General features: G+C 54.2%; 25 protein-coding genes and 1 riboswitch. Of the genes, 11 read left to right on the forward strand and 14 right to left on the reverse strand.

The genetic code is table 11. The annotated features are described in order from the left end of the window. Window positions 1-155: 155 nt before the first annotated feature. Window positions 156-2,177 (forward strand): excinuclease ABC subunit UvrB, encoded by a 2,022-nt coding sequence (gene uvrB / locus ACI2I2_RS14655; protein ID WP_404658554.1) that lies wholly within the window; start codon window positions 156-158, stop codon window positions 2,175-2,177. Window positions 2,178-2,457: 280 nt separating this feature from the next. On the opposite strand, the gene pmrB is transcribed toward uvrB, so the two are convergent. From pmrB to ACI2I2_RS14675, 4 genes are all read right to left on the reverse strand, one after another. Next, window positions 2,458-3,534, reverse strand: a complete 1,077-nt coding sequence (pmrB, locus tag ACI2I2_RS14660; RefSeq protein ID WP_404658555.1) for a two-component system sensor histidine kinase PmrB — start codon at window positions 3,532-3,534, stop codon at window positions 2,458-2,460. Next, window positions 3,535-4,206, reverse strand: coding sequence for a two-component system response regulator PmrA (pmrA, locus tag ACI2I2_RS14665; protein WP_330983404.1), 672 nt, complete (start codon window positions 4,204-4,206; stop codon window positions 3,535-3,537). Continuing rightward, the gene (gene eptA / locus ACI2I2_RS14670; RefSeq protein ID WP_404658556.1) at window positions 4,207-5,847 is read right to left on the reverse strand and encodes a phosphoethanolamine transferase EptA; all 1,641 of its coding nucleotides are present in this window, start codon (window positions 5,845-5,847) and stop codon (window positions 4,207-4,209) included. Between the two features lie 163 nt (window positions 5,848-6,010). Next, window positions 6,011-6,907, reverse strand: a complete 897-nt coding sequence (locus tag ACI2I2_RS14675) for a LysR family transcriptional regulator (RefSeq protein ID WP_404658557.1) — start codon at window positions 6,905-6,907, stop codon at window positions 6,011-6,013. A gap of 167 nt (window positions 6,908-7,074) precedes the next feature. Here ACI2I2_RS14675 and ACI2I2_RS14680 point away from each other — a divergent pair, with 167 nt between their 5' ends. After that, window positions 7,075-7,773, forward strand: a complete 699-nt coding sequence (locus ACI2I2_RS14680) for an HAD family hydrolase (RefSeq protein WP_404658558.1) — start codon at window positions 7,075-7,077, stop codon at window positions 7,771-7,773. 38 nt (window positions 7,774-7,811) lie between these two features. Here ACI2I2_RS14680 and yvcK read toward each other — a convergent pair whose 3' ends face one another. Beyond that, entirely contained in the window at window positions 7,812-8,720 is a 909-nt protein-coding gene (gene yvcK / locus ACI2I2_RS14685) for a uridine diphosphate-N-acetylglucosamine-binding protein YvcK (RefSeq protein WP_404658559.1), read from the reverse strand. Between the two features lie 224 nt (window positions 8,721-8,944). After that, window positions 8,945-9,077: riboswitch (molybdenum cofactor riboswitch) on the forward strand. On the opposite strand from yvcK, the gene moaA reads away from it, so the two are divergent. The 6 genes from moaA to ACI2I2_RS14715 all read left to right on the forward strand — a co-directional run bounded on the left by moaA (window position 9,065) and on the right by ACI2I2_RS14715 (window position 12,560). Next, entirely contained in the window at window positions 9,065-10,054 is a 990-nt protein-coding gene (gene moaA / locus ACI2I2_RS14690) for a GTP 3',8-cyclase MoaA (protein ID WP_404658560.1), read from the forward strand. Its footprint overlaps the riboswitch before it by 13 nt. A 32-nt stretch (window positions 10,055-10,086) precedes the next feature. Next, complete coding sequence (gene moaB, locus ACI2I2_RS14695; RefSeq protein ID WP_330983410.1) at window positions 10,087-10,599, forward strand: molybdenum cofactor biosynthesis protein B; 513 nt, start codon at window positions 10,087-10,089, stop codon at window positions 10,597-10,599. A gap of 3 nt (window positions 10,600-10,602) precedes the next feature. Next, entirely contained in the window at window positions 10,603-11,082 is a 480-nt protein-coding gene (gene moaC / locus ACI2I2_RS14700; protein WP_404658561.1) for a cyclic pyranopterin monophosphate synthase MoaC, read from the forward strand. Then, complete coding sequence (gene moaD, locus ACI2I2_RS14705) at window positions 11,079-11,324, forward strand: molybdopterin synthase sulfur carrier subunit (protein WP_404658562.1); 246 nt, start codon at window positions 11,079-11,081, stop codon at window positions 11,322-11,324. Before moaC ends, moaD begins: the two co-directional genes overlap by 4 nt. A gap of 2 nt (window positions 11,325-11,326) precedes the next feature. Continuing rightward, window positions 11,327-11,779: a molybdopterin synthase catalytic subunit MoaE gene (gene moaE / locus ACI2I2_RS14710; RefSeq protein WP_404658563.1), complete on the forward strand. Its 453-nt coding sequence runs from the start codon at window positions 11,327-11,329 to the stop codon at window positions 11,777-11,779. A 76-nt stretch (window positions 11,780-11,855) separates the two neighbouring features. After that, window positions 11,856-12,560 (forward strand): Bax inhibitor-1 family protein, encoded by a 705-nt coding sequence (locus ACI2I2_RS14715; RefSeq protein ID WP_404658564.1) that lies wholly within the window; start codon window positions 11,856-11,858, stop codon window positions 12,558-12,560. An 89-nt stretch (window positions 12,561-12,649) separates the two neighbouring features. On the opposite strand, the gene ACI2I2_RS14720 is transcribed toward ACI2I2_RS14715, so the two are convergent. The 3 genes from ACI2I2_RS14720 to ACI2I2_RS14730 are packed head-to-tail and all read right to left on the reverse strand — an operon-like array spanning window position 12,650 to window position 15,611. Then, complete coding sequence (locus ACI2I2_RS14720; RefSeq protein ID WP_404658565.1) at window positions 12,650-13,612, reverse strand: lysylphosphatidylglycerol synthase domain-containing protein; 963 nt, start codon at window positions 13,610-13,612, stop codon at window positions 12,650-12,652. Then, on the reverse strand, window positions 13,612-14,853 hold the full coding sequence (gene clsB, locus ACI2I2_RS14725; protein WP_404658566.1) for a cardiolipin synthase ClsB: 1,242 nt from the start codon (window positions 14,851-14,853) through the stop codon (window positions 13,612-13,614). The genes ACI2I2_RS14720 and clsB overlap by 1 nt, the downstream gene beginning before the upstream one ends. Next, a complete protein-coding gene (locus ACI2I2_RS14730) occupies window positions 14,850-15,611 on the reverse strand; it encodes an endonuclease/exonuclease/phosphatase family protein (RefSeq protein ID WP_404658567.1) in 762 nt (253 codons plus the stop codon). The genes clsB and ACI2I2_RS14730 overlap by 4 nt, the downstream gene beginning before the upstream one ends. A gap of 131 nt (window positions 15,612-15,742) precedes the next feature. Here ACI2I2_RS14730 and ACI2I2_RS14735 point away from each other — a divergent pair, with 131 nt between their 5' ends. Then, the gene (locus ACI2I2_RS14735) at window positions 15,743-16,153 is read left to right on the forward strand and encodes a YbhQ family protein (RefSeq protein ID WP_404658568.1); all 411 of its coding nucleotides are present in this window, start codon (window positions 15,743-15,745) and stop codon (window positions 16,151-16,153) included. Here ACI2I2_RS14735 and ACI2I2_RS14740 read toward each other — a convergent pair. The 5 genes from ACI2I2_RS14740 to cecR form a co-directional block, all read right to left on the reverse strand. After that, the gene (locus ACI2I2_RS14740) at window positions 16,115-17,221 is read right to left on the reverse strand and encodes an ABC transporter permease (RefSeq protein WP_404658569.1); all 1,107 of its coding nucleotides are present in this window, start codon (window positions 17,219-17,221) and stop codon (window positions 16,115-16,117) included. The two genes, ACI2I2_RS14735 and ACI2I2_RS14740, sit on opposite strands and share 39 nt — an antisense overlap. Window positions 17,222-17,324: 103 nt before the next feature. Continuing rightward, entirely contained in the window at window positions 17,325-18,458 is a 1,134-nt protein-coding gene (locus ACI2I2_RS14745) for an ABC transporter permease (protein WP_404658570.1), read from the reverse strand. Next, window positions 18,448-20,187, reverse strand: coding sequence for an ATP-binding cassette domain-containing protein (locus ACI2I2_RS14750; protein WP_404658571.1), 1,740 nt, complete (start codon window positions 20,185-20,187; stop codon window positions 18,448-18,450). The genes ACI2I2_RS14745 and ACI2I2_RS14750 overlap by 11 nt, the downstream gene beginning before the upstream one ends. Beyond that, window positions 20,180-21,175 carry a secretion protein HlyD gene (hlyD, locus tag ACI2I2_RS14755; RefSeq protein ID WP_404658572.1) on the reverse strand — a complete coding sequence of 332 codons (996 nt, stop codon included), beginning with the start codon at window positions 21,173-21,175 and terminating at the stop codon, window positions 20,180-20,182. The genes ACI2I2_RS14750 and hlyD overlap by 8 nt, the downstream gene beginning before the upstream one ends. Window positions 21,176-21,179: 4 nt before the next feature. After that, window positions 21,180-21,848: a transcriptional regulator CecR gene (gene cecR, locus ACI2I2_RS14760; protein ID WP_330983423.1), complete on the reverse strand. Its 669-nt coding sequence runs from the start codon at window positions 21,846-21,848 to the stop codon at window positions 21,180-21,182. A 233-nt stretch (window positions 21,849-22,081) separates the two neighbouring features. On the opposite strand from cecR, the gene rhlE reads away from it, so the two are divergent. Beyond that, window positions 22,082-23,473, forward strand: a complete 1,392-nt coding sequence (rhlE, locus tag ACI2I2_RS14765) for an ATP-dependent RNA helicase RhlE (protein ID WP_330983424.1) — start codon at window positions 22,082-22,084, stop codon at window positions 23,471-23,473. 189 nt (window positions 23,474-23,662) lie between these two features. After that, the gene (gene dinG, locus ACI2I2_RS14770; protein ID WP_404658573.1) at window positions 23,663-25,840 is read left to right on the forward strand and encodes an ATP-dependent DNA helicase DinG; all 2,178 of its coding nucleotides are present in this window, start codon (window positions 23,663-23,665) and stop codon (window positions 25,838-25,840) included. 176 nt (window positions 25,841-26,016) lie between these two features. Here dinG and ACI2I2_RS14775 read toward each other — a convergent pair. Then, window positions 26,017-26,384, reverse strand: a 368-nt coding sequence (locus ACI2I2_RS14775; protein ID WP_404658574.1) for a hypothetical protein, incomplete at its 5' end; no start/stop codon positions are given.

Genomic DNA, 26,384 nt, shown 5'->3' on the forward strand with positions numbered 1-26,384 from the left:
GGTAAATTTCCGCCACAGTTGCTTACTTGTGGAAGCGGTAACACAGATACGATAATGCGTTACTGTTTTTTTATCCAGTGTTTTTGATTGGCAAATTTTGGTGCGGGGAGTAGAATTAAGCGTCTGCCCGTTTCCCCTTCATCAGGTTGTTGCCCATGAGTAAAACGTTAAAACTGCATTCTGCTTTTCGTCCCTCTGGGGATCAGCCTGAAGCCATTCGTCGCCTTAAAGAAGGGCTGGAAGATGGTCTGGCGCATCAAACGCTGCTGGGCGTAACAGGGTCAGGGAAAACGTTTACTATCGCTAACGTGATTGCGGATCTTCAGCGTCCCACCATGATCCTCGCGCCCAACAAAACCCTGGCGGCACAACTTTATGGCGAGATGAAAGAGTTCTTCCCTGAAAACGCGGTGGAATTTTTCGTCTCCTACTACGATTACTACCAGCCTGAAGCGTACGTCCCAAGTTCCGATACCTTTATCGAGAAAGATGCTTCGGTGAACGAACACATCGAGCAGATGCGTTTATCTGCCACCAAAGCGATGCTTGAACGCCGCGACGTTATCGTGGTGGCTTCTGTGTCGGCCATCTATGGTCTGGGTGACCCTGACCTGTACCTGAAAATGATGCTGCACCTGACGGTCGGCATGATTATCGATCAGCGCTCCATTTTGCGCCGTCTGGCGGAGCTGCAATACACCCGCAACGATCAGGCGTTCCAGCGTGGTACTTTCCGCGTACGCGGTGAAGTGATAGACATTTTCCCTGCAGAATCTGACGACATCGCGCTACGCGTGGAATTGTTTGATGAAGAAGTTGAGCGTCTGTCGCTGTTCGACCCGCTGACAGGGCAGCTGGAATCGACCATTCAGCGCTTTACGGTGTACCCGAAAACGCACTACGTCACCCCGCGTGAACGTATTTTGCAGGCGATGGAAGAGATCAAAGAAGAGCTGGTCGACCGCCGCAAAGTGCTGCTGGAAAACAACAAGCTGCTTGAAGAACAGCGCCTGTCGCAACGCACGCAGTTTGACCTCGAAATGATGAATGAGCTGGGCTATTGCTCGGGCATTGAAAACTACTCACGCTTCCTCTCCGGGCGCGGGCCGGGCGAGCCACCACCGACGCTGTTTGACTACCTTCCGGCAGACGGCCTGCTGGTGATTGATGAATCCCACGTCACCGTGCCGCAAATTGGCGGGATGTACCGTGGCGACAGGGCGCGTAAAGAGACGCTGGTGGAATATGGCTTCCGTCTGCCGTCGGCGCTGGATAACCGTCCGCTGAAGTTTGAAGAATTTGAAGGCCTGGCACCGCAGACCATTTACGTGTCGGCCACACCGGGCAACTACGAGCTTGAGAAATCAGGTGGTGATGTTGTCGATCAGGTCGTGCGTCCAACCGGTCTGCTGGACCCGATTATCGAAGTGCGTCCTGTCGCCACGCAGGTTGATGACCTGCTGTCTGAAATCCGTTTGCGTGTGGCTATCAACGAACGTGTGCTGGTCACCACGCTGACCAAACGCATGGCCGAGGATTTAACCGAATATCTGGAAGAACACGGCGAGCGCGTGCGGTATCTGCACTCGGACATCGATACCGTTGAACGTATGGAAATCATCCGTGATTTACGCCTCGGTGAGTTCGACGTGCTGGTCGGCATTAACTTGTTGAGGGAAGGCCTCGACATGCCAGAAGTGTCGCTGGTGGCGATTCTGGATGCAGACAAAGAGGGCTTCCTGCGTTCTGAACGTTCTCTGATTCAGACCATGGGCCGCGCGGCGCGTAACGTGAACGGTAAAGCGATTCTCTATGCCGATAAAATCACGCCGTCGATGGCGAAGGCGATGGGTGAAACTGAACGCCGCCGCGAGAAGCAGGAACGTTACAACGAAGAAAACGGCATTGTGCCGCAGGGCCTGAACAAGAAAGTGGTCGATATTCTGTCGTTTGGCGAGAATATCGTGAAGGCGAAAGGCAAAGGCCGGGGCAAAGGGCGTTCTGCTGGCGATGTTGAAGCGGCCGAACTGGCGCTGACCCCGAAAGCGCTGCAGCAGAAAATCAGCGAGCTGGAAACGCAGATGATGAAGCATGCGCAGAATCTCGAATTCGAAGAGGCGGCAGAGGTGCGAGACCGTTTACACCAACTGCGAGACCTGTTTATTGCCGCTTCGTAGAGCCATGCCGGATGGCGGCTTCGCCTTATACCGGCCTACGTTTATCCGGGGTTTGTAGGCCTGGCAAGCGTAGCGCCGCCGGGCAATGAATCAAACATTAAGACCCCGGTCACAGTTGCGGCCGGGGTCTTAATGTTCCGTTAATGTAACCAGGTGATACTACTTTCACTTTAATGAGGGTAGCGCCATGCAAAAACAGAATTTGTTAACAACACTCGCCGTCCTGGCTTCCTTTCTTATCGTCATCGGCTTTTTCCATCAGTGGATTTTGACCTACTGATTAACGCCCACGGCGGGAAAATTTCACCCACGCTTTCACGCCAGACACCGACTTACGGTTATGCAGAAAGAACTGCGCATCGTGCAACTGTGCGATGCGGGTAACAATGCTGAGTCCAAGTCCGATCCCGCCGTACCGGCTGTCCATCCGCACAAATGCTTTACTCAACTCGCCACTTTTCGCTTCATCAATGCCTGGGCCTTCATCTTCAACCGCCATCATCCCTTTATCGACTGTCACGGTAATCGTGGAGTTTTCAGGGCTGTAGCGATGGGCGTTTTCAACCAGATTGCGTAACAGCACTCGCAGTAGCGTGGCATCGCCGGAAACAGTGACTTCGGGTTCATCCTCTGGCAGCTTCAGGGTTTGCCCACGTTGTTCGAGCATGGTTTCCAGTTCGCCCTGAATCGGCAGGATCACCTCTTCAATGAGCGGCACCTGCTGGTAGCTGCCCGCAGAGAACGACTGGCCGACACGGGCCAGTTGCAATAACTGAGAGATGCTTTCGGTCATCTGATCCAGGCGTTGCAACAGCGGATCGACATTCGCGGTGTGCATCTTAGCCATCAGTTCAAGATGCAGTCGCAGCCCGGCAAGCGGAGTGCGAAGCTCATGGGCGACATCGGCGGTAAACATTCTTTCGCGATCCAGAGTCTGATTCAGACGGCCTACCAGCTGATTAATCGCCGCAGTCACCGCATCGACTTCGCTGACAGAATGCGGCAGTTCAATTGGCTTCAGGTTGTCTGGGGTGCGGGAGTTCAGTTCTTGCTGAAGATCCAGCAGTGGGCGAGTAATGCGCTTCACGGCCTGCAAACAAATCCACAGCGCCAGCCCGATGATCAGCATGCTGGGGATCAGCAGGCTGGCAACAGCTTCACGGACTTCATGTTCAATGTGTTTATGGTTGTTGTGGCCGTCAACGGCGCTCTGCACTAAGAGCTGGATCTGCTCCTGGCTTTCATGCCACAGCCAGAACACGCTGATGACCTGACAAACCAGCAGGATGCTGGCAATCGTCAGCAGGAGCTGACGACGCATTGTCCATTTCACACCCTCAAAGAACGGCAGATTCATTTACGCCTCACCGTCGTCTTTCACCAGCATATAGCCAAAACCTCGCACCGTGCGGATGCGGGATTTGCCAATTTTGTCGCGCAGGTTGTGGATATGCACCTCTAACGTATTCGTCGAAGGCTCGTTATCCCAGCTGTAAATATCGTTGTAGAGGATTTCGCGGTGCACCGGACTGCCCGCTTTCGCCATCAGGCGAGAGAGCAGGGCATACTCTTTCGGCGTTAATTCAAGCGGTGTCTCGCCCAGTGAAACCAGGCGACGGGTCACATTGACGTGCAGATTGCCGACACTGATTTCATTGTCGCCCTGATTATTGTGACGACGCAGCAAGGCGCGCACACGGGCGTTGAGTTCTTCCAGCGCAAACGGCTTAACCAGATAGTCATCGGCACCGGTATCCAGCCCGGTGATACGGTCGCTGACGGTATCACGGGCGGTAAGGATTAATACCGGCAGGCTGATTTTTTCCCGACGAATACGTGCGAGGAAACTGAGGCCATCTTCATCAGGCAGCCCGAGATCTAACACGATCAGGCTGTAATGACCGTTGGCCAGGCACAGCGCCGCTTCATGGGCGGTGGTCACGCCATCGCAGACGTACCCTTCGCTTTGCATCGCGAGGATCAATCCTTGCAGTAATAACGCATCGTCTTCAACGACCAGCACTTTCATTTATTTCGCTCCTCTGCACGACGCCAGAATATCGTCGTTCGCCTGGTATTCCCTGGTATTCACACCCGCTAAACCTAACATGGTAGAGAATAAGTTATCCTGGGAATAGTCGTTTGCTTTTGCGTGATTTTTCAGACACTCATAATTCACGCCATAACGCTGCTGGTAATCCGGTGACAGCCAGATGAGCATCGGCACATGCTTCTGCGTATCCGGAGCGATAGACCACGGCAGACCGTGCAGATAAACGCCATTTTCACCGAGTGACTCACCGTGATCGGACAGATAAACCAGGCTGGTGGTAAAGGTGTTCTGCTTTGACTCCAGCAATTTGATGGCCTTATCGACGATATAATCCACGTTCACAATGGTGTTGTCGTAGGTATTCACCAGCTCTTCGCGGGTGCAGTTCTGAATTTCATTGCTGTCACAGGTTGGGCTGAACGTCCGCAGGTCTTTTGGATAGCGGTTGTAATAGGTTGGACCGTGGCTGCCGATGGTGTGTAAGACAATTACGCCATCGCCTTTCAGGTTGTTGATGTAGTCTTCCAGGCCGTGGAACAGCACGTCGTCATAGCATTCGCCGTCGATGCACTGGCCCGGCAAATCCAGACGAGTCATATCCTGATGCGGAACCCTGTCGCAAGCACCTTTACAGCCACCGTCGTTTTCATTCCACAGCACGTTGATGCCGGCTCGCTGGATCACGTCCAGCAGGCCTTCCTGATGCTGCGCCAGTTCCGCGTTGTAGTGGTCGCGTGGCATGTTGGAGAACATGCACGGCACGGAAACGGCTGTCGCGGTGCCACAAGAGGTGGTTTTCGGGAAATACACCACATCGTCTTTTGCCAGACGTGGGTTAGTGTCGCGTTCATAGCCGCCCAGCGAGAAGTTTTCTGCGCGCGATGTTTCGCCCAATACCAGAATCGTCAGGTTACGGCGAGGGCCGTTTTTCATCTCAGGTTTTTGGGTTGCGTCTTCACCGATATGCACCAGCGGCAGGTGTGCCAGGCGGTTGTGTGAATACCAGGAGTTGATGGCCACGACGCTGTTAGACGGGTTGAGTGACTTCACCAGCTCTTTGTTATTACGGAACAGCGACGCGTAATCTTTATAAAACAGCAAGGCAATAATCACGATCAGCAGTGCAGAACCGCCAATACTCGCCAGACGCAGTGCGATGCTTTTCCAGGCGCGGGCCGGTTTTTTCACCTTGATCCACAGTGCAATAAGCACCGCCAATACGCCAGAAAGCGCAATGGTCAGCACCATTTTGGTCGACATCAGGGCAAAGCTTTCTGCTGGTGTGGTGTCGATAATATTGGTGATCATCGAGCGGTCAATCACCACGCCAAACGTCATGATGAAGTACTGAGCCGAGGCACCCAGCAGAATAAACAGGCTGACCAACAGGCGGTCGAGCCACAGGAATGAGGACAGCGTCAGAATGATGTTAAGGGCACAAATCAGCACAATCGGCATGGTGGCGAACACCAGCGCGTTATGCAGGCCATCGACAGGCAGCAGCGCGAACGCTTGTTTATAGAATGCGACATTCAAAAACAGCGACATATAAAACGCGCACAGAATCAGATAGCTAACGTGCCCAAGAGTCGGGCGACGAAGGGAAAATCGTGACATCACAAAGCATCCGGCAGAAAAAGATGACGGTATGATGACAATCCAGCTTTAAGACAACCTTAAGAAATTAAGGTTTGGCTTAAAATGCAGCAGTTCAGCATGTGCAGCCACAGGCGGGGGACTTGCTCGGATGCCGATCTCTTTAATCAACGGCACCTTTACCTCAGGACTTTGTGTCCGAATTGATGAGTACATTCTCGTCAATAGTCGCAATCAGTTCTAAGAAGGAATCCCGGAGAGGGTTTTTTATTTTAGGATTCCACGCGATTCCAATGGGCCAGCTGTCATTGATGAGAGGGCAAGGGATCAAGGTGACGTTCGGAGGCAAAAAATGACGAGCGGCAGAGGGCAGTAATGCAACACCGTTTTGGGCTGCGACTAAAGCGAGAAGGGTATGGATATCATCCGTTTCAGTATACACGGCGGGTTCTAATCCAACGTTCGCAATAAAGTTTTTGGTTAACCCGTAGAGGCAGGGAGAGGCATTTTCATTTATCATGATCAGGTTGTTATCCTGAATTATCTCTTTTATGCTGATTGCATTATTAATATCTTTGTGAACGGCGAGCACAAAATTTTCATTTATGACTATTGCAGTGCTAAGTTTTTCATCAACAGGTAAACGTAAGAATCCTATATCAATACCCCCTTCAATTAACTGTTGGTATTGTATATTTGAAGGCGTGTCTTTTAACGTGATTTCGATATGCTTGTTTTTTTCGTTAAATGCTTTGACTAGTTCAGGCACTATTTTATAACTGGAAATTCCAAATGCAATAGACAGTTTTTGCGACTTTTCGTTTTTGATTGTATTAAGATAGGCATTGAATTCATTGTGCGTTTTTAAAAACTCTTTGCTTTTAGGGTAGAGTTGCTCACCCGCAATGGTGAGATATGAACCATGGCGGCCGCGTATAAATAGCTTTTCTCCTATTTGTTTTTCTAATGTTTGTATGTATTTTGTTAAAGCAGGTTGTGTCACACAAAGGGCTTCAGCAGCAGAATGGTAGCTTTCACTTTCAGCTAAGGCGATGAAGGCTCTAAGCAGTTTTACGTCCATGCTATTCATTCCATTATGTTATCAAACCTACGATTTTCTTGATTATACATTTTATTTATCTTTGGTAAATATGGGGTTTAAGACTGTTTTTGTGACTGGTTAGGGGCGTAATGAGCAATGAGTCATTGCAACTGAGAAATCAAAGTTAAAGTAAAAGGACAGGATAAATGAACGTGGATGACAGAAAAATTAAAGCAGTGCTGTTTGATATGGACGGGGTATTGGTTGATTCTCGAAGCGTGATCGAAAGAGCCTGGACAGAAGCTGGAGAAATGTATGGGATAAAAATCTCAGAGGATGACATACATAATCATATCCACGGGCAACCGGGTCCTCATACGATACAGGCCTTGTTTGGGCACCTGCCAACAATAGATCAGCAAAAAGTACAGACACATATTATCCACACTGAGAATACTGCGGATTGTGTGCCCATCCCTGGTGTTGCGGACTTCGTTAAAAAGTTAAGGGAGGCCGGCATTCCTTTGGGGATCGTCACTAGCGGATGGAGATATAAAATAGATCGTGTGATTGAGGCCCTCAATGCTCAATCATTTTTCTCGGTAATAGTGGAGAGAGATGATGTTAAAAGAGGCAAACCTTATCCCGATCCGTACCTTCTTGCGGCAGAAAAATTGACTCTTTCACCGATGGAAACGCTTGTTTTTGAGGACGCCAAGAGTGGTGTGATTTCAGCAGTGTCTGCAGGCTCTCTCTGCATAGGTATTGGGGGGGATGAATTGATGTCCTGTGGCGCAGTGTTCACTACGCCTGATTTTTTAGAAGCAAAGACATTTACGTATTCCAATGAGGGGACGGTGATTTCTTTCGGGGAAAATAAAACCATTTACATTAAGGCGGAGTGATAAGCGTGCCAGTGCTCAACCGGCACGCAGAAAAGGCGTTAACCCAACGCCTGAATGGCCTGTTCCAGCGCATCGCGCAGCAGGTGTCTGTCGTGGCGATAGCGAATATCACTGGCTTCGAGCTGAGTCTGGATCACGACTCGTCCTGCCATCTCAGACACATCCGCTTTTGGCCCAACGACCACGGCATCAATCACCGGTTTGCCGACGTAATGCTCCATCAGTTCGAGTTTTGCTTTCAGCGACAAACTGGCTGCGGCTGGGCTTAGCTCTTTGCCCAGATTGCCGATATAGACCATCGGCGCGGGTGTGCGTCGTAGCGCCTGCGCCATATCTTCCAGCAGCAGAATCGGCATCAGGCTGGTGTAGAAACTGCCCGGGCCAATCAGGATTAAATCGGCCTTTGCAATCGCGTGCACGGCTTCACGCGTGGCAGGCACGGACGGAGAAAGCATCAGTTCTTTCGGTGGCAGCTTCAGCTGATCGATATTCACTTCACCGTAGATTTCATGGCCTTCATCGTCGATAGCCATCAGGTCAACCGGGACTTCGGACATCGGGATCAGCGAAGCTTCAACTTTCAACAGGTTTCTGATCAGGTTGATCGCTTCCAGTGGCCGAACGCTCAGGTGATCCAGCGCCTTTAACATCAGATTACCGAGGTTATGCCCGGAAAGTTCGCCATTGCCACCAAAACGGTACTCAAACATGGCGGAGGCCACGCTCGGTTCGGTGATCAATTGATTCAGGCAGTTGCGCATGTCGCCCCAGGCAATGCCGCCTTCGGCGCGGCGGATACGACCGGTTGACCCGCCGTTATCGGTGGTGGTGACGATACCTGTCAGGCGAGAACCTAAAGAGGAGAGCGAAGACATCACTCGCCCCAGACCGTGCCCGCCGCCCAGCGCCACAACCCTGTCGAGATCCGCAAAAGTACGATTGCGCATAAAATTCCTTAAGAAAAACGAACCCTGTCACCTTAGCGTAACTACCCCTAAAAGACGATGCCAGGGTTAGGGCAAAATGACACATATCAATGCAAAAGCGTGATTTTTGCGTATTCTGTAGCGAAACTGCACGATCAGGTCGCTATGTATAAGATTATATAGCGAATGTATGGAATGGCGAAACTGGCATTTCCACGCTACTATCGGCTTAACCCGCTTTCGAAAGTCGGAAGCTACACTCTAGCCTTTGTGCCTAAGTCTGAGGATATGGCGCTCTGGCCGTGACGACAGTCACCAGGGTACAGAAAGAAATGACTGTGCCTCCCGTATCTGGAAAGGTGTACATGGCTCCACAACTCACCGATGCTTTCGCGCGCAAGTTCTATTATTTGCGTCTGTCGATTACCGATGTGTGCAACTTCCGTTGCACCTATTGCCTGCCCGATGGCTACAAGCCTGGCGGCGTCAGCAATAACGGCTTTCTCTCCGTAGATGAAATCCGCCGCGTCACCCGTGCATTTTCCGCCATGGGCACGGAAAAAGTGCGCCTGACGGGCGGCGAACCTTCGTTACGTCGCGATTTCACCGACATCATTGCTGCCGTGCGTGAAAACAAAGAGATTCGCCAGATTGCGGTCACCACCAACGGTTATCGTCTTGCGCGTGATGCACAAAACTGGCGCGAGGCCGGGTTAACGCATGTGAATGTCAGCGTCGACAGCCTTGATGCACGCCAGTTTCATGCCATCACCGGGCAGGATAAATTCCAGCAGGTGATGGAGGGTATCGATGCGGCCTTTGCTGCCGGGTTCGAAAAAGTGAAGGTCAACACCGTGCTGATGCGTGATGTGAACCATCACCAGCTCGATACCTTCCTGGCCTGGATCAAACCGCGCCCAATTCAGTTGCGTTTCATCGAACTGATGGAAACCGGCGAGGGCAGCGATCTGTTCCACAAACATCACATCTCCGGCATGGTGCTGCGCGGCGAGCTGCTTAAACGCGGCTGGATCCACCAGATTCGCCAGCGCAGTGACGGCCCGGCGCAGGTCTTCTGCCACCCTGATTATGCAGGGGAAATCGGGCTCATCATGCCGTACGAGAAAGATTTCTGCGCCAGCTGCAACCGGCTGCGCGTCTCCTCCACGGGAAAACTGCATTTGTGCCTGTTCGGCGACGGCGGCGTTGATCTTCGCGATCTGCTGGCCGAAGATGCGCAGCAGTCCGATCTCGAAACCCGTATCTCAACCGCTCTGGCGCAGAAAAAGCAGACCCATTTCCTGCATCAGGGTGATACCGGCATTACTCAGAATCTTTCATATATCGGCGGCTGAGCCGGGCCACCAGAAGAATAAGGAGGTTTGTTATGAGTCAGGTGAGTGCTGAATTTATCCCGACCCGCATCGCTATTCTTACCGTCTCCAGCCGCCGTGGCGAAGACGAAGACACGTCCGGCCATTATCTGCGTGATTCGGCGCAGGAAGCGGGCCACCATATTGCCGACAAGGCTATCGTCAAAGAGAACCGCTACGCGATTCGCGCCCAGGTCTCTGCGTGGATTGCCAGCGATGACGTGCAGGTTGTCCTGATTAACGGTGGCACCGGGTTGACCGAGGGCGATCAGGTGCCAGAAGCGTTGCTGCCGCTGTTTGACCGCGAAGTGGAAGGCTTCGGCGAAGTGTTCCGCATGCTGTCGTTTGAAGAGATTGGCACCTCGACCCTGCAATCTCGTGCCGTCGCGGGCGTTGCCAATAAAACGCTGATTTTCGCTATGCCGGGGTCGACCAAAGCCTGCCGTACCGCGTGGGAAAATATCATTGCGCCGCAGCTTGATGCGCGCACCCGTCCGTGTAATTTCCATCCTCATTTGAAGAAATAAACCATGTCGCAACTGACGCATATTAACGCCGCCGGTGAAGCCCATATGGTGGATGTTTCCGCCAAAGCAGAAACGGTACGCGAAGCGCGCGCCGAAGCGTTCGTCACCATGAAATCGGAAACGCTGGCGATGATCATCGACGGCAGTCACCACAAAGGCGATGTTTTCGCCACAGCGCGTATTGCCGGTATTCAGGCCGCCAAACGCACCTGGGAGCTTATCCCGCTTTGCCATCCTCTGATGCTCAGTAAAGTGGAAGTGAACCTGCAAGCCCAGCCGGAACAAAATCAGGTGCGCATTGAAACGTTATGCCGCCTGACAGGCAAAACGGGTGTTGAAATGGAAGCCCTGACAGCCGCTTCCGTGGCCGCGCTGACCATCTACGACATGTGCAAAGCCGTGCAAAAAGACATGGTGATTGGCCCGGTTCGTCTGCTGACGAAAAGCGGCGGCAAGTCTGGTGATTTTAAGGCGGACGCATGATTAAGGTGCTTTTCTTCGCGCAGGTGCGTGAACTGGTGGGAACCGATGCGCTGCAACTCGACTGCAACGCCGAGACGGTAGAGCAATTACGTGAACAACTGGCCGCAAAAGGCGATCGTTGGGCGTTAGCACTGGAAGAAGGCAAGCTGCTGTCGGCAGTGAACCAGACGCTGGTGGAAAGCTCGCACCCGATTGTCGATGGTGATGAAGTGGCTTTCTTCCCCCCGGTGACAGGAGGCTGAAGATGAGCGAAACGCTGATCCGTGTGACGAGTGAGCGCTTTAACCTCGGTACCGAATATAGCTGGCTGGCGGAGCGTGATGAAGACGGCGCGGTCGTCACCTTTACCGGCAAAGTACGCAACCACAATCTGGGCGACAGCGTGAAAGCGCTGACGCTGGAACACTATCCAGGCATGACGGAAAAGGCGCTGGCGGAAATTGTCGACGAAGCGCGCAACCGCTGGAAACTGGGCCGCGTTTCAGTGATTCATCGCATCGGCGAAATGTGGCCGGGCGAGGAAATTGTATTTGTCGGCGTGACCAGCGTGCACCGCGGCAGCGCTTTTGCCGCCGGGGAATTCATTATGGATTACCTGAAAACGCGCGCCCCGTTCTGGAAACGTGAAGCCACGCCGGAAGGCGAACGCTGGGTGGAATCCCGCGACAGCGATCAGGAAGCCGCAAAGCGCTGGTAAAACACGTTTTTCGGACCTCTACTCCAGAGGCATGTGGTACGCTTAGTAAACACACATCTTTTCAGAGGTATTCATCATGGACCGATACTCGCGTCCCGATTCAATCGTGCAGGCACGCTCTGGCCTGCAGACCTATATGGCGCAGGTATATGGCTGGATGACCTGCGGATTGCTGCTGACGGCGTTTGTGGCGTGGTTTGCCGCGAATACCCCGGCGGTGATGATGTTTGTCTTCTCCAGTAAAATCACTTTCTTTGGTTTGATCATCGTCCAACTGGGGCTGGTGTTCGTGCTTTCCGGTATGGTACAGCGACTGAGCGCTGGCGTGGCGACCACGCTGTTCATGCTGTATTCCGCGCTAACCGGGCTGACGCTTTCCAGTATCTTCCTCGCGTATACCTACAGCTCCATCGCCAGTACGTTTATCGTCACGGCGGGGATGTTTGGCGCAATGAGCCTCTACGGTTACACCACTAAACGCGATTTAACCGGCATGGGCAAAATGCTGTTTATGGCGCTGATTGGGATTGTGCTGGCTTCGCTGGTGAATATCTGGCTGAAGAGCACGCCGCTGATGTGGGCCGTGACCTATATCGGCGTGGTGGTGTTTGTCGGCCTGACAGCGTATGACACGCAGAAACTGAAAAGAATTGGTGAGCAAATTGATACTCGTGACAGCAGCAACCTGCGCAAATATGCGATCCTCGGCGCGCTGACACTGTACCTTGATTTCATCAACCTGTTCCTGATGCTGCTGCGCATTATGGGCAACCGCCGCTAAACCTTGTTGCCCGGTGGCGCTAACGCTTACCGGGCTTACAAGCCCGTAGGCCGGGTCAGGCGAAGCCGCCATCCGGCAATCAGGGAATCTCACTTCGCCATCACCTTCTCATTCTTCGCTCTCAGCTTCTTCGCGCGGCTTTCCAGCCCCAGATAACACACCGTCGCTAACGCAAGTGGAATAAAGAAATAGAGCACCCGATACGCCAGCAGCGCGGCGATAATTGTGCCTTGTGAAGCGTGTTCGCCTGCCAGCAAGGCGATGAATACCGCTTCGAGTACACCAATGCCCGCCGGAATATGTACGATAACGCCTGCGATGCTGCTCACCAGCAACACGCCTAACACGAAGAAATAATTCACCTCTTGCCCCAACAGCAGCCAGATGATTGCCCCCATGGCCATCCAGTTGGCGCTGGAAATCCCCATTTGCACGAGGGCGAAGCGCCACGAAGGCAACACCAGTTTTTGGCCTCTGACCGTCAGATGACGTCGTTTGGCAAAGGCACAAGCCCAGAGATAAACCGCAATCATCAGTAGTAACGCACCGCCGATGATGCGCAGCGTGGTATCGCTGATGTACCAGTGTGCGGGCAAATCAACGACGCCGATGCTGAAGATAACTCCGCCGAGCAGAACGTACCCCAGCCAGTTAGTGGTGATACTCAGGGAGAAGATGCGGGTGATGGTTGCACCGGGTAATCCCAGCCGGGAATACAAGCGATAGCGCATGCCGATCCCGCCAACCCAGGTGCTCAGCGTCAGGTTAAAGGCATAACAGATAAACGACACCAGCATCACCTGGCGTTTCGCCAGCTTGTGGCCGCAGTAGGCTCGCCCGAGCAAATCGTAACAGCCATAAATCAGGTAGCTGAAAATGACCAGCGCCACGGCACTCAGCAGGGCGGTGCGGTTATAGTCACGAATGACATTCCACACTTCCTGCCAGTCGACTTTGCGCGCGTAAACCACCAGCAGCACCGCCACGGCGATGAAAAACAGCCACGTCAGGATTTTTTTTGCCAGCCGCCAGCGAGGATGTGAATGACTCATCAGGGTTTTACCCCCGGATTCTCTGGTTCAATTCGGTCCTGGGTTTCAAGCGTGGTTTGCACTGGCGGCGCCACCTGTGCCAGCTTCGGCGTGTGGGCTGGCAGCCAGCCGACCAGCGCCGGGAAGTGGCGTAAGAAGTGGAACGCCAGCACGCTTTTGCTCAGATTCCACCAGCTGCGTTTGGGGATCATCGAGGCATCGACCTGCTGGCTGTCATGCTCGATGAGCTGATTGAGGTTGTCCCGCAATGTCTGATTAAACGCTCTGTCGTGAACGATCAGGTTCGCTTCCAGATTGAGTGACAGGCTGAGCGGGTCCAGATTGCTGGAACCCACTGTCGCCCAGTGATCGTCCATTAGCGCCACTTTGCCGTGCAGCGGGCGGCGCTGATATTCGAAAATCTGCACGCCGCCTTTCACCAGATAGTTGTACAGCAGGCGTGCGCCGACTTTCACGATGGGCATGTCTGGTTCGCCCTGAACCACCAGTTTGACCGTCACACCCCGGCGTGCGGCATTGCGCATAGCGTGCAGCAGACGATAGCCCGGGAAGAAATAGGCATTGGCGATAATCACTTCCCGGCGGGCATTAGCGAGCATCTTCAGATAATGCCGTTCGATGTCATCGCGATGTTCGTCGTTATCGCGCCAGACGAACAGCGTTTGCGCCTCGCCCGGCGTGCGGTTTTCCTCTGGTCGATGGCGGCGTCGCCAGAAGCGGCGCGCGTTGGCGTTACCGGGCAAGTTTTCCAGCTCGAACTGCAAAATATCCTGTACCACCGGGCCTTCCACTCGGACTGCATAATCCTGTTTTGCTTCCGGGCCGTAGTCGGACATATGCTCTGCGGAATAGTTGATGCCGCCGACAAAAGCCACCACGCCATCGACCACCACAATTTTGCGGTGCATTCTGCGAAAGAGGTTGGTGCGCAGACCAAACAGGCGAGGGCGCGGATCGTAATAGCGAAACACCACGCCCGCGGCGGTTAACTCGCCGACAAAGCGATCGCTCAGATCGGGCGAGCCGTAGCCGTCGAGCAGAACTTCAATTTGCACACCGCGCTGGGCGGCTTTCAGTAACACGTCATGTAATTGCCAGCCGATGTTGTCTTCAAACCAGATAAACGTTTCCAGAATGATTTTGCTTTCAGCGTGCTCGATGGCGCTGAACACCGCGGGATAATACTGGTCACCGTTCTCCAGAAGCTGGATTTGATTGCCTTCTCGCCAGCTGCATTTCATAAATGGATCTCCGCGCTCAACGGCGCATGGTCGGAAAGATGTCGCCACTGGCTCAGCGTCAAGGCTGTCGGCTGGCTGGCGTGAGCGTTTTTGACATAGATTCTGTCCAGCCGTAATAAGGGAAAACGCACCGGGAAGGTTCGCACTGGGCGGCCCAGCGCGCGGGTGAAAATCTCTTCCAGCCCCGCCTGTGTTTTTAACGGGGCATTTGCTCGCAGACGCCAGTCGTTGAAGTCACCCGCCACAATAACCGGCTCATTTTCTGGTAAGCCGTTTACCCACTCGCTCAGCATCGTAATCTGTGCCTGACGATGCGCCTCACGCAAGCCGAGGTGCACGCAGATAACGTGAATGGGCGTTGATAAATGCGGCGGCACAATCCGGCAATAAAGCAGGCCGCGCTTTTCACTCTCGCCCACCGAGATATCTCGGTTTTCGTAATGCTCAATCGGGAAGCGCGACAGCACCGCATTACCGTGATGGCCTTCGGGATAAACCGCGTTACGACCGTAGGCATAGTCACTCCACATGGTATCGGCGAGAAATTCGTAATGACTGGTGTCCGGCCAGTTCTCGACATGCAGCGGGTGAACTTCATGGGCACCAAGGACTTCCTGCAGACAAACTATGTCCGCGCCCACGGTACGAACCGCATCGCGCAGCTCCGGCAACATAAAGCGTCGGTTAAACGCGGCGAAGCCTTTATGGGTGTTGATCGTCAGTATTTTTAGGGAAAAAGGGGCTGAGTTCTGGGTCATCATTCTCCTGCCAGTGTCACTGTCCTGAATAAAATAGTGTAGTAGCCGTCACAAAAAGGTGCGGTGTTACGGAATTTTCCGTAAAGTCCGGTACTCTGAATAACAGTTGAAAATGCTTCGGGAGAGATGACATGAAGTGGCAACAACGAATTCGTGTCGCAACTGGCCTGAGCTGCTGGCAGATTATTTTGCATCTGCTGGTCGTTGCAGTTCTGGTATTGGGATGGATGAGCGGGGCGCTGGTGCGCGTGGGGCTGGGGCTCTGCGTGCTTTACGGCGTAACAGTGCTGTTGATGTTAATGCTCCAGCGCCACCACGAAGAACGCTGGCGTGACGTGGGCGATTTTCTGGAAGAACTGACCACCACCTGGTATTTCGGTGCGGCGGTGATCGTCCTGTGGTTGCTTTCACGCGTGCTGCAAAACAACCTGTTGCTGGCGCTGGCCGGCGTGGTCATTCTGGCTGGCCCGGCGATTGTGTCGCTGCTGGCGAAAGACAAAAAGTTACGCAACGTTACGGCGAAACATCGCGTACGCCACTGAGCCTGTTGTGGTCGCTATCACCAGTAGCGGCCACAAGCTCTGCCAGACGATATCAAAGCTGGCATCCTTCAAATAAATCTGCTTGGTAATATCCGTAAAGTGACGAATCGGGTTAATCCACGTCGCGTTCTGCAGCCACACCGGCATGTTCTCAACCGGGGAAACATATCCCGAAAGCAAAATGGCCGGCATCATAAAGACAAACACGCCGATAAACGCCTGCTGCTGCGTTGAGCACAGCGACGAAATCAACAGGCCAAATCCCACCAGCGACAAGCCATACACAATCATGGTGAAGTAAAACAGCGCCAGCGATCCCGAGAACGGTATTTGATAGGCGAAGATACCTATCGCCAGCACGATACTGGCCTGGAAGGTGGCGACAATCAGCGCTGGCACCGCTTTGCCGACGAAAATTTGCCACGTGGCGAGCGGTGAAACCAGAAGCTGATCCAGCGTGCCTTGCTCACGTTCACGTGCAACGGAAAGCGACGTGACAATCATCACCCCGATAGTGGTGATCATCGCAATCAATGACGGCACTACGAACCATTTGTAATCCAGATTCGGGTTGTACCAGTTGCGCACCACCAACTTGCTGTTGTTGGGCTTCGGTTTGCCGTCGAGCAATTCCTGTTGGTAATCCTCCACAATCTGTTGCAGATAATTCGCCGCAATCTGGGCGCTGTTGGAGTTGCGACCATCCAGAATCAGCTGCATCGGCGCGGTTTGCAGGCTGTCGATATTGCGGGAGAAATCCGCCGGGAAGCGCACCAGCAGCAAGGCCTTTTGCGTGTCGATGGTCGGCTGGATCTCCTGCGGGCTTTTCAGCAACAGAATATGGGTAAAGGCTTTAGCCCGGGCAAACCGCTGAGTCAGTTCTACCGCATGCTTGCCGTTGTCTTCGTTGTAAATGGCAATCGTGGCGTTGGTGACTTCCAGCGTGGCGGCGAACGGGAACAGGAACACCTGAATCAGCACCGGCATAATCAGGATCGCCCGCGTCTGCGGTTCGCGCAGCAGCGATTGCAGCTCTTTTCGAATCAGTGTCCATAAGCGATGAAACATCTTTACTCCTTAATCACCCGCGTCGGGTGGCGGCTGCGCCTGACCCGACCTACAAACTGCATACCTCGTAGGCCCGGTCAGCACAGCGCCACCGGGCAATGTGTCAGTCCAGCCGACGTTTGGTTTTCAGCCATGTCAGGCCGATAAACATCACCGCCGAGGCAATCAAAAACAGCACGTTAATCACCAGCACCACCGGGATATTGCCCGCCAAAAACAGGCTTTGCAGGGTGCTGACGAAGTAACGCGCCGGAATGATGTACGTCACCACGCGAATCGCCGCTGGCATGCTGTCTATCTGGAAAATAAACCCGGACAGCATAATCGACGGCAAAAACGCGGCGTTGAGCGCCACCTGAGCAGCGTTAAACTGATTGCGGGTTATGGTGGAAATCAGCAGCCCCATGCCGAGCGTGCTGAGCAGAAACAGGCTGGTAATGAAGAAGAGAATCACCAGCGAGCCACGGTAGGGCACCCCGAGAATAAACACCGACACCAGCATACAAAGCAGCATCGCCAGCATCCCGAGAAAATAGTAAGGGATCAGTTTGCACAGCAGCAGTTCGGCGCGGGTGACTTCGGTGGAGAGCAGCGCTTCCATGGTCCCGCGCTCCCACTCACGGGCCACCACCAGCGAAGTAAGGATCGCGCCGATAACCGTCATGATGATGGTCACCGCGCCCGGAATAATAAAGTGCTGGCTGATGGCCGCCGGGTTAAACCAGTAGCGCGTCTGGACGTCGATAAGCGGCTCAAATTTTTCGCCCCGGTCTTCCGCTCGCTGCATCTGCCAGATTTGCCAAATCCCTTGCACATAGCCTTGCACAAAGTTGGCGGTATTGGGTTCGCTGCCGTCGGTGATCACCTGAATCGGCGCTTCGTCACCGTCGCGCGCCATTTGCGCTGCAAAGTTCACCGGGATAACCACCAGCCCGCGAATTTTGCCCGCCTGCATTTTCTGGATAAGCGCCTGGCGGTTATCGCTTACGGTGGCGTCAATGTAGGGCGAACCGGTCATGGTGTGGGCGAAGTCGAGCGCTTCCTCGCTTCGCTGTTCCAGTAAAATCCCCACTCGCAGCTTGCTCGAATCGAGGTTGATACCGTAGCCGAAGATAAAGAGCAGCATCAGCGGGATAACCACGGCAATCAGCCAACTGCTGGGATCGCGAATAATCTGCCGGGTTTCTTTCACGCACAGGGCGCGAACCCGCCGCCAGGAGAGAACGTTACTGGCCATCGGCATGCTCCTTATCCCAGTCATGGATAAGCGTAATAAACGCTTGTTCCATCGTTGGATCAGTCGTTTCCTCGTCAGCCGCTTTGGCTTTCAAATCATCCGGCGTGCCGCTGGCAATCAGCTTGCCACGGTACACCAGGCCAATGCGATCGCAGTATTCCGCTTCGTCCATAAAGTGCGTTGTCACCATCACGGTGACACCTTTTTCCACCATGCTGTTGATGTGCAGCCAGAACTCGCGGCGGGTGATAGGGTCGACGCCAGAGGTCGGCTCATCGAGAAACAGAATATCCGGCTCGTGCATCAACGAGCAGGCCAGCGCCAGTCGTTGCTTAAACCCGAGCGGTAAATCGTCCGTGGCGTGGTTGCTGATACTTTTCAGGCCGAAAGCGTCGCTCATCTTGTCGATTTTTTCGGTTTGCGCTTTCCCGCGCAGACCGTACACGCCAGAGAAAAAGCGCATGTTCTGCTCGACCGTCAGGTTGCCGTACAGCGAGAACTTTTGCGCCATGTAGCCCAGATGCTGACGAGCCTTGCCGGAGCTGACTTTTAAATCCATGTCCAGCACCAGCGCTTTGCCGGAGGTGGGCACCAGCAGGCCACACATCATTTTGAAGGTGGTGGATTTGCCCGCACCATTTGGGCCGAGCAGGCCGAAAATCTCACCACGTTTGACAGCAAAATTGACATGATCGGTGGCGGCAAAATCACCGAATTTCTTGGTGAGTTCTTTGGCCTCAATCACTGTTTCGCCGGGCTCGCCCTCTACGGTGTGAAGAATGGCGGCAAGCAGGGATTCGGACGTACCAGCGCCGCCCAGCAGGTCGATAAATGCGTCTTCAAAACGAGGGTCGGTTTCAGCTATCTCAATGTCAGGCATGCCTTCTGCCTGACGAATATCGTTAGCGGTGGCGTCTTTCTTAAGGATGAGGCGCACAGAGCGACCCTGAATCATGCCGTCGCTGACCTGCGGCAATTTGAGCGTGCGTTGCAGCAGCTTGCGATTGTTCTCTTGCGGGCTGTTCAGCAGAAAACTGCGTCCGCGCATGGTGTCGGTCAATGCTTTTGGTTCGCCTTGATACAGCAGCTCGCCTTCGTTCATCAACAGCACGTCTCGGCACTGTTCGGCCTCATCCAGATAAGACGTGCTCCAGAGGATCAGCATCCCGTCGCCAGCCAGTTCATGCACCATTTGCCACAGTTCGCGGCGTGAAATCGGGTCAACCCCGACGCCCGGTTCATCAAGCAGCAAAACTTTTGGCTCGCCGACCAGCGTACAAGCCAGGCCTAATTTTTGTTTCATCCCACCGGAAAGCTTGCCCGCCAGACGTTCGGTAAATGGGCCAAGCGACGTAAATTCCAGCAACCGGGCGAAGGTTTTCTCGCGAACGTCACCGGTGACGCTGCGTAAATCGGCATACAGCGTCAGGTTTTCCATCACCGTTAAATCTTCGTACAGGCCGAATTTCTGCGGCATATAGCCGAGCGCGGCGTGCAGGGCGCTGCTGTCGTGAATTGGGTCGTAGCCGATAACGCTCACGCTGCCTTCATCGGGTTTCAGTAACCCTGCCAGCATCCGCATCAGTGTGGTTTTGCCCGCGCCATCGGGGCCGACGAGCCCGGTGACATAGCCTGATTGTATGGTGCAATCCAGCTTTGCTACGGCAGGCTTATCCATGCCGGTAAAGCGTTTGATAAGCCCGTTAAGCTTAATCACCGCTTCACTCATGAGTGTCTCCCTGCTGGAATTTCACGGTCACCGGCATGCCCTGACGCAGGGCATCATCGGCATCGGTCACGATAATGCGCAAGCGATAGACGAGATCCGTGCGCAGGTCTGGGGTTTCAACCGTTTTGGGGGTGAATTCTGCCGTCGGGGAAACAAAGCCAATTTTGCCGTGATAAGGCTTATTTGGGCGACCGTCAGTATAGAGCAGCAGTTCGCGCCCTGGCTGGGCCTGATTCAGGCTGCTTTCATCGACATAAGCTCGCACCCAAACCGGGCGAGTCAGGGAAAGCGTCAACACGGTGCTTCCGGCATTGAGCATGCTGCCGGGCTCCACGGCGCGAGTCAGAATAGTGCCGTCAGACGGGGCGAGCAGGGTGGTGTCCTGCAAATCGAGCTGCGATTGTGCCAGCTGCGCCTGAGCCTGTTCGAGGCTGGCTTTGGCCTGAGCAATTTCCTGCGGACGGTTACCGGCGTGATACTGGTTCAGTTTGTCCTGGGCAGATTTCAGCGTCGCTTGCGCCTGGTCGCGTGAGGAACGGGCATTTTCCAGGTCGTTGGCGGAAATAGTCCGGCTTTTCCACAACCCCTGCTGACGTTGATAGAAGTTTTGCGCGTAATCAGCGGCGGCTTTTGCCTGGCGTACCGCAGCGGCGGCCTGCGCGATTTCTTCATCGCGATAACCTGCCACCAGCAAGTCATATTTTGCCTGGGCTGCGGCCACGTTGGCTTTGGCCTGCATCAGCGCATTTTCATAAGGGGCATGATCCAGCTCGCCCACTGTTTGCCCGGCTTTGATCGCATCGCCTTCATCGACCTGCAAAGTCTGCAAGCGTCCCCCGACACGGAAGCTCATATTGACGGTGCGAATATCCACGTTGCCATAGAGGGTCAGGCCGTTGTCTTTTTTGCTCTGATACCAGAAAGCCCCTGCGGCAATGGCCGCGACGATGAGTGCCACCGTCAGACCGAGGATAATGGGTTTTTTCATGACTTCAGCTCCTTTGCGAGAGTCCTTGCAGCAAGAGATCGATATGGGTGGCGATCACCTGGAAAATGATCCCGGCTTTTTCCTCATCAAACTTCGCCCAGCCGGTGCGCAGCAAAATGGTTTCCTGGCCTAACCGGAAGGCGAGGATTTGGCCGAGCAACGCGTGGGTGTGCAATATGGTTTGGGTGTCGTTGGGATCAAGCCCTGTCCAGGCGGCAATCAGGCGCGTCAAATGCCCGTGCAGCGGGGCAATCACCTGGTCGTGAATTAATTGATAGGCGGGTGAGGGCGAAAGCTGCTCACGGGAGATAAACTTACTGAGATTGACGGTTTCATCCTGAGTCAGCAGCAGGATCATGTTTTTACTGGCGCTGAGGATGAGGTCGCGAATCGCGTCTTTGTCTGGATTGGGCTGGCTCAACAACTGCTCGCCTGTTTCGGCAAGCGGGCGGAAGTTGCTGCCAATGAAATCGGCAATCCACTGGGCGCAGGCCAAATAGAGATCTTCTTTCGAGCCGAAATAGTAGGGAATGGCGGCGATGTTTTGCCCGGCCAGGGCGGCAATATCGCGGGTGGTGGCATGCAGGCCATATTCGCCGAACTGGGCGATGGCCGCCCGGATAAGCTGGTTTTTGGCTTGTTCGCCTTTGCTGGTGATGGGCGTGGTATTCATCGCGCCTCACAAAGTTAATCAATCGATTGATTAAGATTATGACTGTTTTTTCACCTTGTCCACATTCAGTGGCAATTTATTTCGTGGATGAATAGAAGAGGGATATTTTATGCGGTGTGTCACAAAAACTGCTACACTCCGCCCCTTGCTGACATTATCGTTTTTGTCTTACCGCACTATCACTATCACCCTGAAAACGATACCTGTCATGGTCGGGGCGGTTCGGAGTTGTTATGTCTTTTGAAACCCTTGGCCTGAACGCTGAGATCCTGCGCGCGATTGCGGAGCAGGGCTACAGCCAGCCTACCCCTATTCAGCAGCAGGCTATTCCTTGCGTGCTGCAAGGCCGTGATCTGATGGCGAGCGCCCAGACCGGTACCGGCAAAACCGCCGGATTTACCCTGCCGCTGCTGCAACAACTGGTGCAGAAAGAGCCGCACGCGAAAGGTCGTCGCCCGGTTCGTGCTCTTATCCTTACCCCTACTCGTGAACTGGCCGCTCAGGTCGGCGAGAACGTTCGCGAGTACAGTAAATACCTCAATATTCGTTCGATGGTTGTGTTCGGTGGCGTGAGCATTAACCCGCAGATGCTGAAACTGCGCGGGGGTGTTGACGTGCTGGTGGCGACGCCGGGTCGTCTGTTAGACCTCGAACACCAGAATGCGGTGAGCCTCGATAAAGTCGAAATTCTGGTACTGGACGAAGCCGACCGTATGCTGGATATGGGCTTCATCCATGATATCCGCCGCGTGCTGGCGAAATTACCTGCCAAGCGTCAGAACCTGCTGTTCTCCGCGACCTTCTCTGATGAGATCAAAGCGCTGGCCTCTAAATTGCTGCACAACCCGCTGGAAGTAGAAGTGGCGCGTCGCAACACCGCTTCTGAGCAAGTCACTCAGCACGTGCATTTCGTGGATAAGAAACGCAAGCGGGAACTGCTGTCGCAGATGATTGGCGAAGGCGACTGGAAACAGGTGCTGGTGTTCACCCGTACCAAGCATGGCGCCAACCATCTGGCAGAACAGTTGAACAAAGACGGCATTCGCAGCGCCGCAATTCACGGTAACAAGAGTCAGGGCGCACGTACCCGTGCACTGGCAGAGTTTAAATCCGGCGATCTGCGCGTGCTGGTAGCAACGGATATCGCGGCCCGTGGCCTGGATATCGAAGAGCTGCCGCACGTGGTGAACTACGAGCTGCCAAACGTACCGGAAGATTACGTCCACCGTATCGGTCGTACCGGGCGTGCAGCCGCGACGGGTGAAGCGCTGTCACTGGTTTGTGTGGATGAACACAAACTGCTGCGCGACATCGAGCGTTTGCTGAAAAAAGAGATCCCGCGCATTGCGGTGCCGGGCTATGACGTCGATCCGTCTATCCAGGCAGAGCCGATTCAAAACGGTCGTCAAAGCCGTGGCGGCGGTGGTCGTGGTCAGGGCCAGCCTCGCCGTAACGACGGTGGTCAGGCACGCCGCAGTGATAAACCAGCCGGTAACGGCCAGGCGCGTCGCAGTGACAAACCAGCCGCAGGCGGTCAGGCTCGTCGCGCTGAGGGCGATCAGCCGCGCAGAGAAGGTGCTGCCCCGCGTCGTCGCCGTCCGCGTAAGCCTGCTGCTGCGCAGTAAGCGTAAAGAAAAAGACAATGGTCGCTCCGGCGGCCATTTTTTTTGCCCCATTTTCCTGACGCACAAGCTCGGTATCTCTCGTAGGCCGGTATCAGGCGAAGCCGCCACCCGGCTTGTCGTGAATGTTTTGCCCCCATCGCCGGAAAGTGTCAGAATAGTGGCTGTTTATACAGTATTCGGACATCTTCAATGGCACTTACCGCCGCGCTGAAGGCGCAAATCGCGTCCTGGTATAAGGCGCTTCAGGAACAGATCCCCGATTTCATTCCCCGGGCACCGCAACGGCAAATGATTGCCGATGTGGCTAAAACGCTCACCGGTGAAGAGGGCAGGCATCTGGCTATCGAAGCGCCAACAGGCGTCGGTAAAACGCTGTCTTACCTGATTCCCGGTATCGCCATTGCTCGTGAAGAAGAAAAAACGTTGGTCATCAGTACCGCCAACGTGGCCCTTCAGGATCAGATCTACAGCAAAGACCTGCCGTTGCTGAAAAAAATCATTCCCGACCTGCGTTTTACCGCGGCCTTTGGTCGTGGGCGCTATGTCTGCCCGCGTAATCTCGCCGGGCTTTCTAGCTCTGAGCCGACACAGCAGGATTTGCTGGCGTTTCTGGATGATGACCTCACGCCCAATAGCAAAGAAGAACAAAAACGCTGCGCAAAGCTGAAAGCCGATCTCGACAGTTATAAATGGGATGGCCTGCGCGATCACACCGATCAGGCGATTGACGACGGATTATGGAGCCGTTTAAGCACCGACAAAGCCAGTTGCCTGAACCGTAACTGTTTCTACTATCGCGAATGCCCGTTCTTTGTGGCGCGGCGCGAAATTCAGGAAGCAGAAGTGGTGGTCGCTAACCATGCGCTGGTGATGGCGGCGATGGAGAGCGAAGCGGTATTGCCGGAGCCAAAAAACCTGCTGTTGGTGCTCGATGAGGGCCACCATCTGCCGGATGTTGCCCGCGATGCGCTGGAGATGAGTGCGGAAATTACCGCGCCGTGGTTCCGGTTGCAGCTCGATTTGTTCAGCAAGCTGGTGGCGACCTGCATGGAGCAATTCCGCCCGAAAACCACGCCGCCGCTGGCGGTGCCAGAACGCCTGACAGAGCATTGCGATGAGCTGCAGGAACACATCGTTTCGCTCAACAATATCCTGAATTTGTACATGCCTGCCGGGCCGGAAGCAGAACACCGTTTTGCCATGGGCGAGCTTCCAGATGAGGTGATGGCCCATTGTCAGCGGCTGGCGAAACTGACTGAAATGCTGCGCGGCCTGGCGGAATTGTTCCTCAACGATTTGAGTGAACGCACCGGGTCTCACGATATCGTGCGTTTGCACCGCGTGTTGCTACAGATGAACCGTGCGCTGGGCATGTTTGAATCGCAGAGCAAACTCTGGCGTTTGGCTTCACTCGCCCAGGCTTCAGGCGCGCCAGTCAGCAAATGGGCCACGCGGGACATGCGAGACGGGCAGCCGCACGTCTGGTTCCACTGCGTGGGCATTCGCGTCAGCGATCAGCTGGAAAAGCTGCTGTGGCGCAGCGTGCCTCATATCGTGGTAACGTCCGCGACGCTGCGTTCGCTGAACAGTTTTTCTCGTTTGCAGGAAATGAGCGGCCTGAAGGAGAAGGCCGGAGATCGCTTCGTGGCGCTGGACTCACCGTTTAACCACGTCGAACAGGGCAAAATCATCATTCCACAGATGCACTTTGAACCGCTGATGGAACACGAAGAGCAGCACATCGCGGAGATGGCCGCCTTCTTCCGTGAACAGGTGGAAAGCAAAAAGCACCTGGGAATGCTGGTGCTGTTCGCCAGCGGGCGTGCCATGCAGCGCTTCTTAGAGTGCGTACCGGATTTACGCTTACTGCTGCTGGTGCAGGGCGATCAGCCGCGTTATCGATTAGTGGAGTTGCATCGTAAACGGGTTGAAGGCGGCGAGCGTAGCGTGCTGGTTGGGTTGCAATCCTTCGCGGAAGGCCTCGACCTGAAAGGCGAATTGCTCAGCCAGGTGCACATCCACAAAATTGCTTTCCCGCCAATCGACAGCCCGGTGGTGATCACCGAAGGTGAATGGCTGAAAAGCCTCAATCGTTACCCGTTTGAGGTCCAAAGCCTGCCAGCGGCGTCGTTCAATTTGATTCAGCAGGTGGGGCGACTGATTCGTAGCCACGGCTGCTGGGGCGAGATAGTGATTTATGACAAGCGCCTGCTGACCAAAAATTATGGCCCGCGTTTGCTCAACGCCTTGCCTGTGTTCCCGATCGAGCGCCCCGAAGTGCCGGAAGTCAAAAAAAGCCCGGCAAAACTGGCTACCGGGCCGAAAAAAAGCGTCCGTACTAAGAGGCGCGGGCCTACTGGTAAATAAAGGTCACCTGCACCACGCTGCTGAACGTCCCGGCGCTGACGGGCGTTGAGGTGGTGTAATAAAAAGTCCCGGTACTAAAACCGGAGGCCTTGCCGTCAACAGACGGGATTAGTTGATAGCGATGGAGTTGATGCAGTTTTTTGTGAGCTTGTAGCCGTTATTTTCAGGGCAGAGTATTAATCATGCTCACCATATTTTTCTCTGAGGCGGGTAGTGATCCGGTCCATGGCCTTACGCTCTTTGGCGAAGGTGCGTGCATAACGTTCCTTGCCCTGTAACCCCAGCATTGGACGCCAGATTTGGGGCGGGTTGTGTTCCGCGCCTTTATTGACGGGGTCGTTCTTATCGGGCTGGCAGGCATCTTCAATTTCTTTGGGCCACACTGGGATTTTACAGGTCTTCATCACTAGCCAGCGCGGAAAGCTGATCACAAAAAAGATGGGAATTTGCGTAAGCGGCTCATCTGAACCGTATTGACGGTTAGACGTTGCTAAGATCGAGCTTCCAGGGAAGCAGGTCGTGTACCTTGTTTGACGGCCAGTCT

This window comes from Scandinavium sp. NPDC088450 (assembly GCF_044900545.1).
In the GTDB taxonomy this organism is placed as follows: Bacteria; Pseudomonadota; Gammaproteobacteria; order Enterobacterales; family Enterobacteriaceae; genus Scandinavium.

Coding starts and splice junctions, on each gene's coding strand:
- uvrB (WP_404658554.1), top strand. CDS start 156: ATGAGTAAAACGTTAAAACTGCATTCTGCTTTTCGTCCCTCTGGGGAT.
- pmrB (WP_404658555.1), bottom strand. CDS start 3,534: ATGAATCTGCCGTTCTTTGAGGGTGTGAAATGGACAATGCGTCGTCAG.
- pmrA (WP_330983404.1), bottom strand. CDS start 4,206: ATGAAAGTGCTGGTCGTTGAAGACGATGCGTTATTACTGCAAGGATTG.
- eptA (WP_404658556.1), bottom strand. CDS start 5,847: ATGTCACGATTTTCCCTTCGTCGCCCGACTCTTGGGCACGTTAGCTAT.
- ACI2I2_RS14675 (WP_404658557.1), bottom strand. CDS start 6,907: ATGGACGTAAAACTGCTTAGAGCCTTCATCGCCTTAGCTGAAAGTGAA.
- ACI2I2_RS14680 (WP_404658558.1), top strand. CDS start 7,075: ATGAACGTGGATGACAGAAAAATTAAAGCAGTGCTGTTTGATATGGAC.
- yvcK (WP_404658559.1), bottom strand. CDS start 8,720: ATGCGCAATCGTACTTTTGCGGATCTCGACAGGGTTGTGGCGCTGGGC.
- moaA (WP_404658560.1), top strand. CDS start 9,065: ATGGCTCCACAACTCACCGATGCTTTCGCGCGCAAGTTCTATTATTTG.
- moaB (WP_330983410.1), top strand. CDS start 10,087: ATGAGTCAGGTGAGTGCTGAATTTATCCCGACCCGCATCGCTATTCTT.
- moaC (WP_404658561.1), top strand. CDS start 10,603: ATGTCGCAACTGACGCATATTAACGCCGCCGGTGAAGCCCATATGGTG.
- moaD (WP_404658562.1), top strand. CDS start 11,079: ATGATTAAGGTGCTTTTCTTCGCGCAGGTGCGTGAACTGGTGGGAACC.
- moaE (WP_404658563.1), top strand. CDS start 11,327: ATGAGCGAAACGCTGATCCGTGTGACGAGTGAGCGCTTTAACCTCGGT.
- ACI2I2_RS14715 (WP_404658564.1), top strand. CDS start 11,856: ATGGACCGATACTCGCGTCCCGATTCAATCGTGCAGGCACGCTCTGGC.
- ACI2I2_RS14720 (WP_404658565.1), bottom strand. CDS start 13,612: ATGAGTCATTCACATCCTCGCTGGCGGCTGGCAAAAAAAATCCTGACG.
- clsB (WP_404658566.1), bottom strand. CDS start 14,853: ATGAAATGCAGCTGGCGAGAAGGCAATCAAATCCAGCTTCTGGAGAAC.
- ACI2I2_RS14730 (WP_404658567.1), bottom strand. CDS start 15,611: ATGACCCAGAACTCAGCCCCTTTTTCCCTAAAAATACTGACGATCAAC.
- ACI2I2_RS14735 (WP_404658568.1), top strand. CDS start 15,743: ATGAAGTGGCAACAACGAATTCGTGTCGCAACTGGCCTGAGCTGCTGG.
- ACI2I2_RS14740 (WP_404658569.1), bottom strand. CDS start 17,221: ATGTTTCATCGCTTATGGACACTGATTCGAAAAGAGCTGCAATCGCTG.
- ACI2I2_RS14745 (WP_404658570.1), bottom strand. CDS start 18,458: ATGGCCAGTAACGTTCTCTCCTGGCGGCGGGTTCGCGCCCTGTGCGTG.
- ACI2I2_RS14750 (WP_404658571.1), bottom strand. CDS start 20,187: ATGAGTGAAGCGGTGATTAAGCTTAACGGGCTTATCAAACGCTTTACC.
- hlyD (WP_404658572.1), bottom strand. CDS start 21,175: ATGAAAAAACCCATTATCCTCGGTCTGACGGTGGCACTCATCGTCGCG.
- cecR (WP_330983423.1), bottom strand. CDS start 21,848: ATGAATACCACGCCCATCACCAGCAAAGGCGAACAAGCCAAAAACCAG.
- rhlE (WP_330983424.1), top strand. CDS start 22,082: ATGTCTTTTGAAACCCTTGGCCTGAACGCTGAGATCCTGCGCGCGATT.
- dinG (WP_404658573.1), top strand. CDS start 23,663: ATGGCACTTACCGCCGCGCTGAAGGCGCAAATCGCGTCCTGGTATAAG.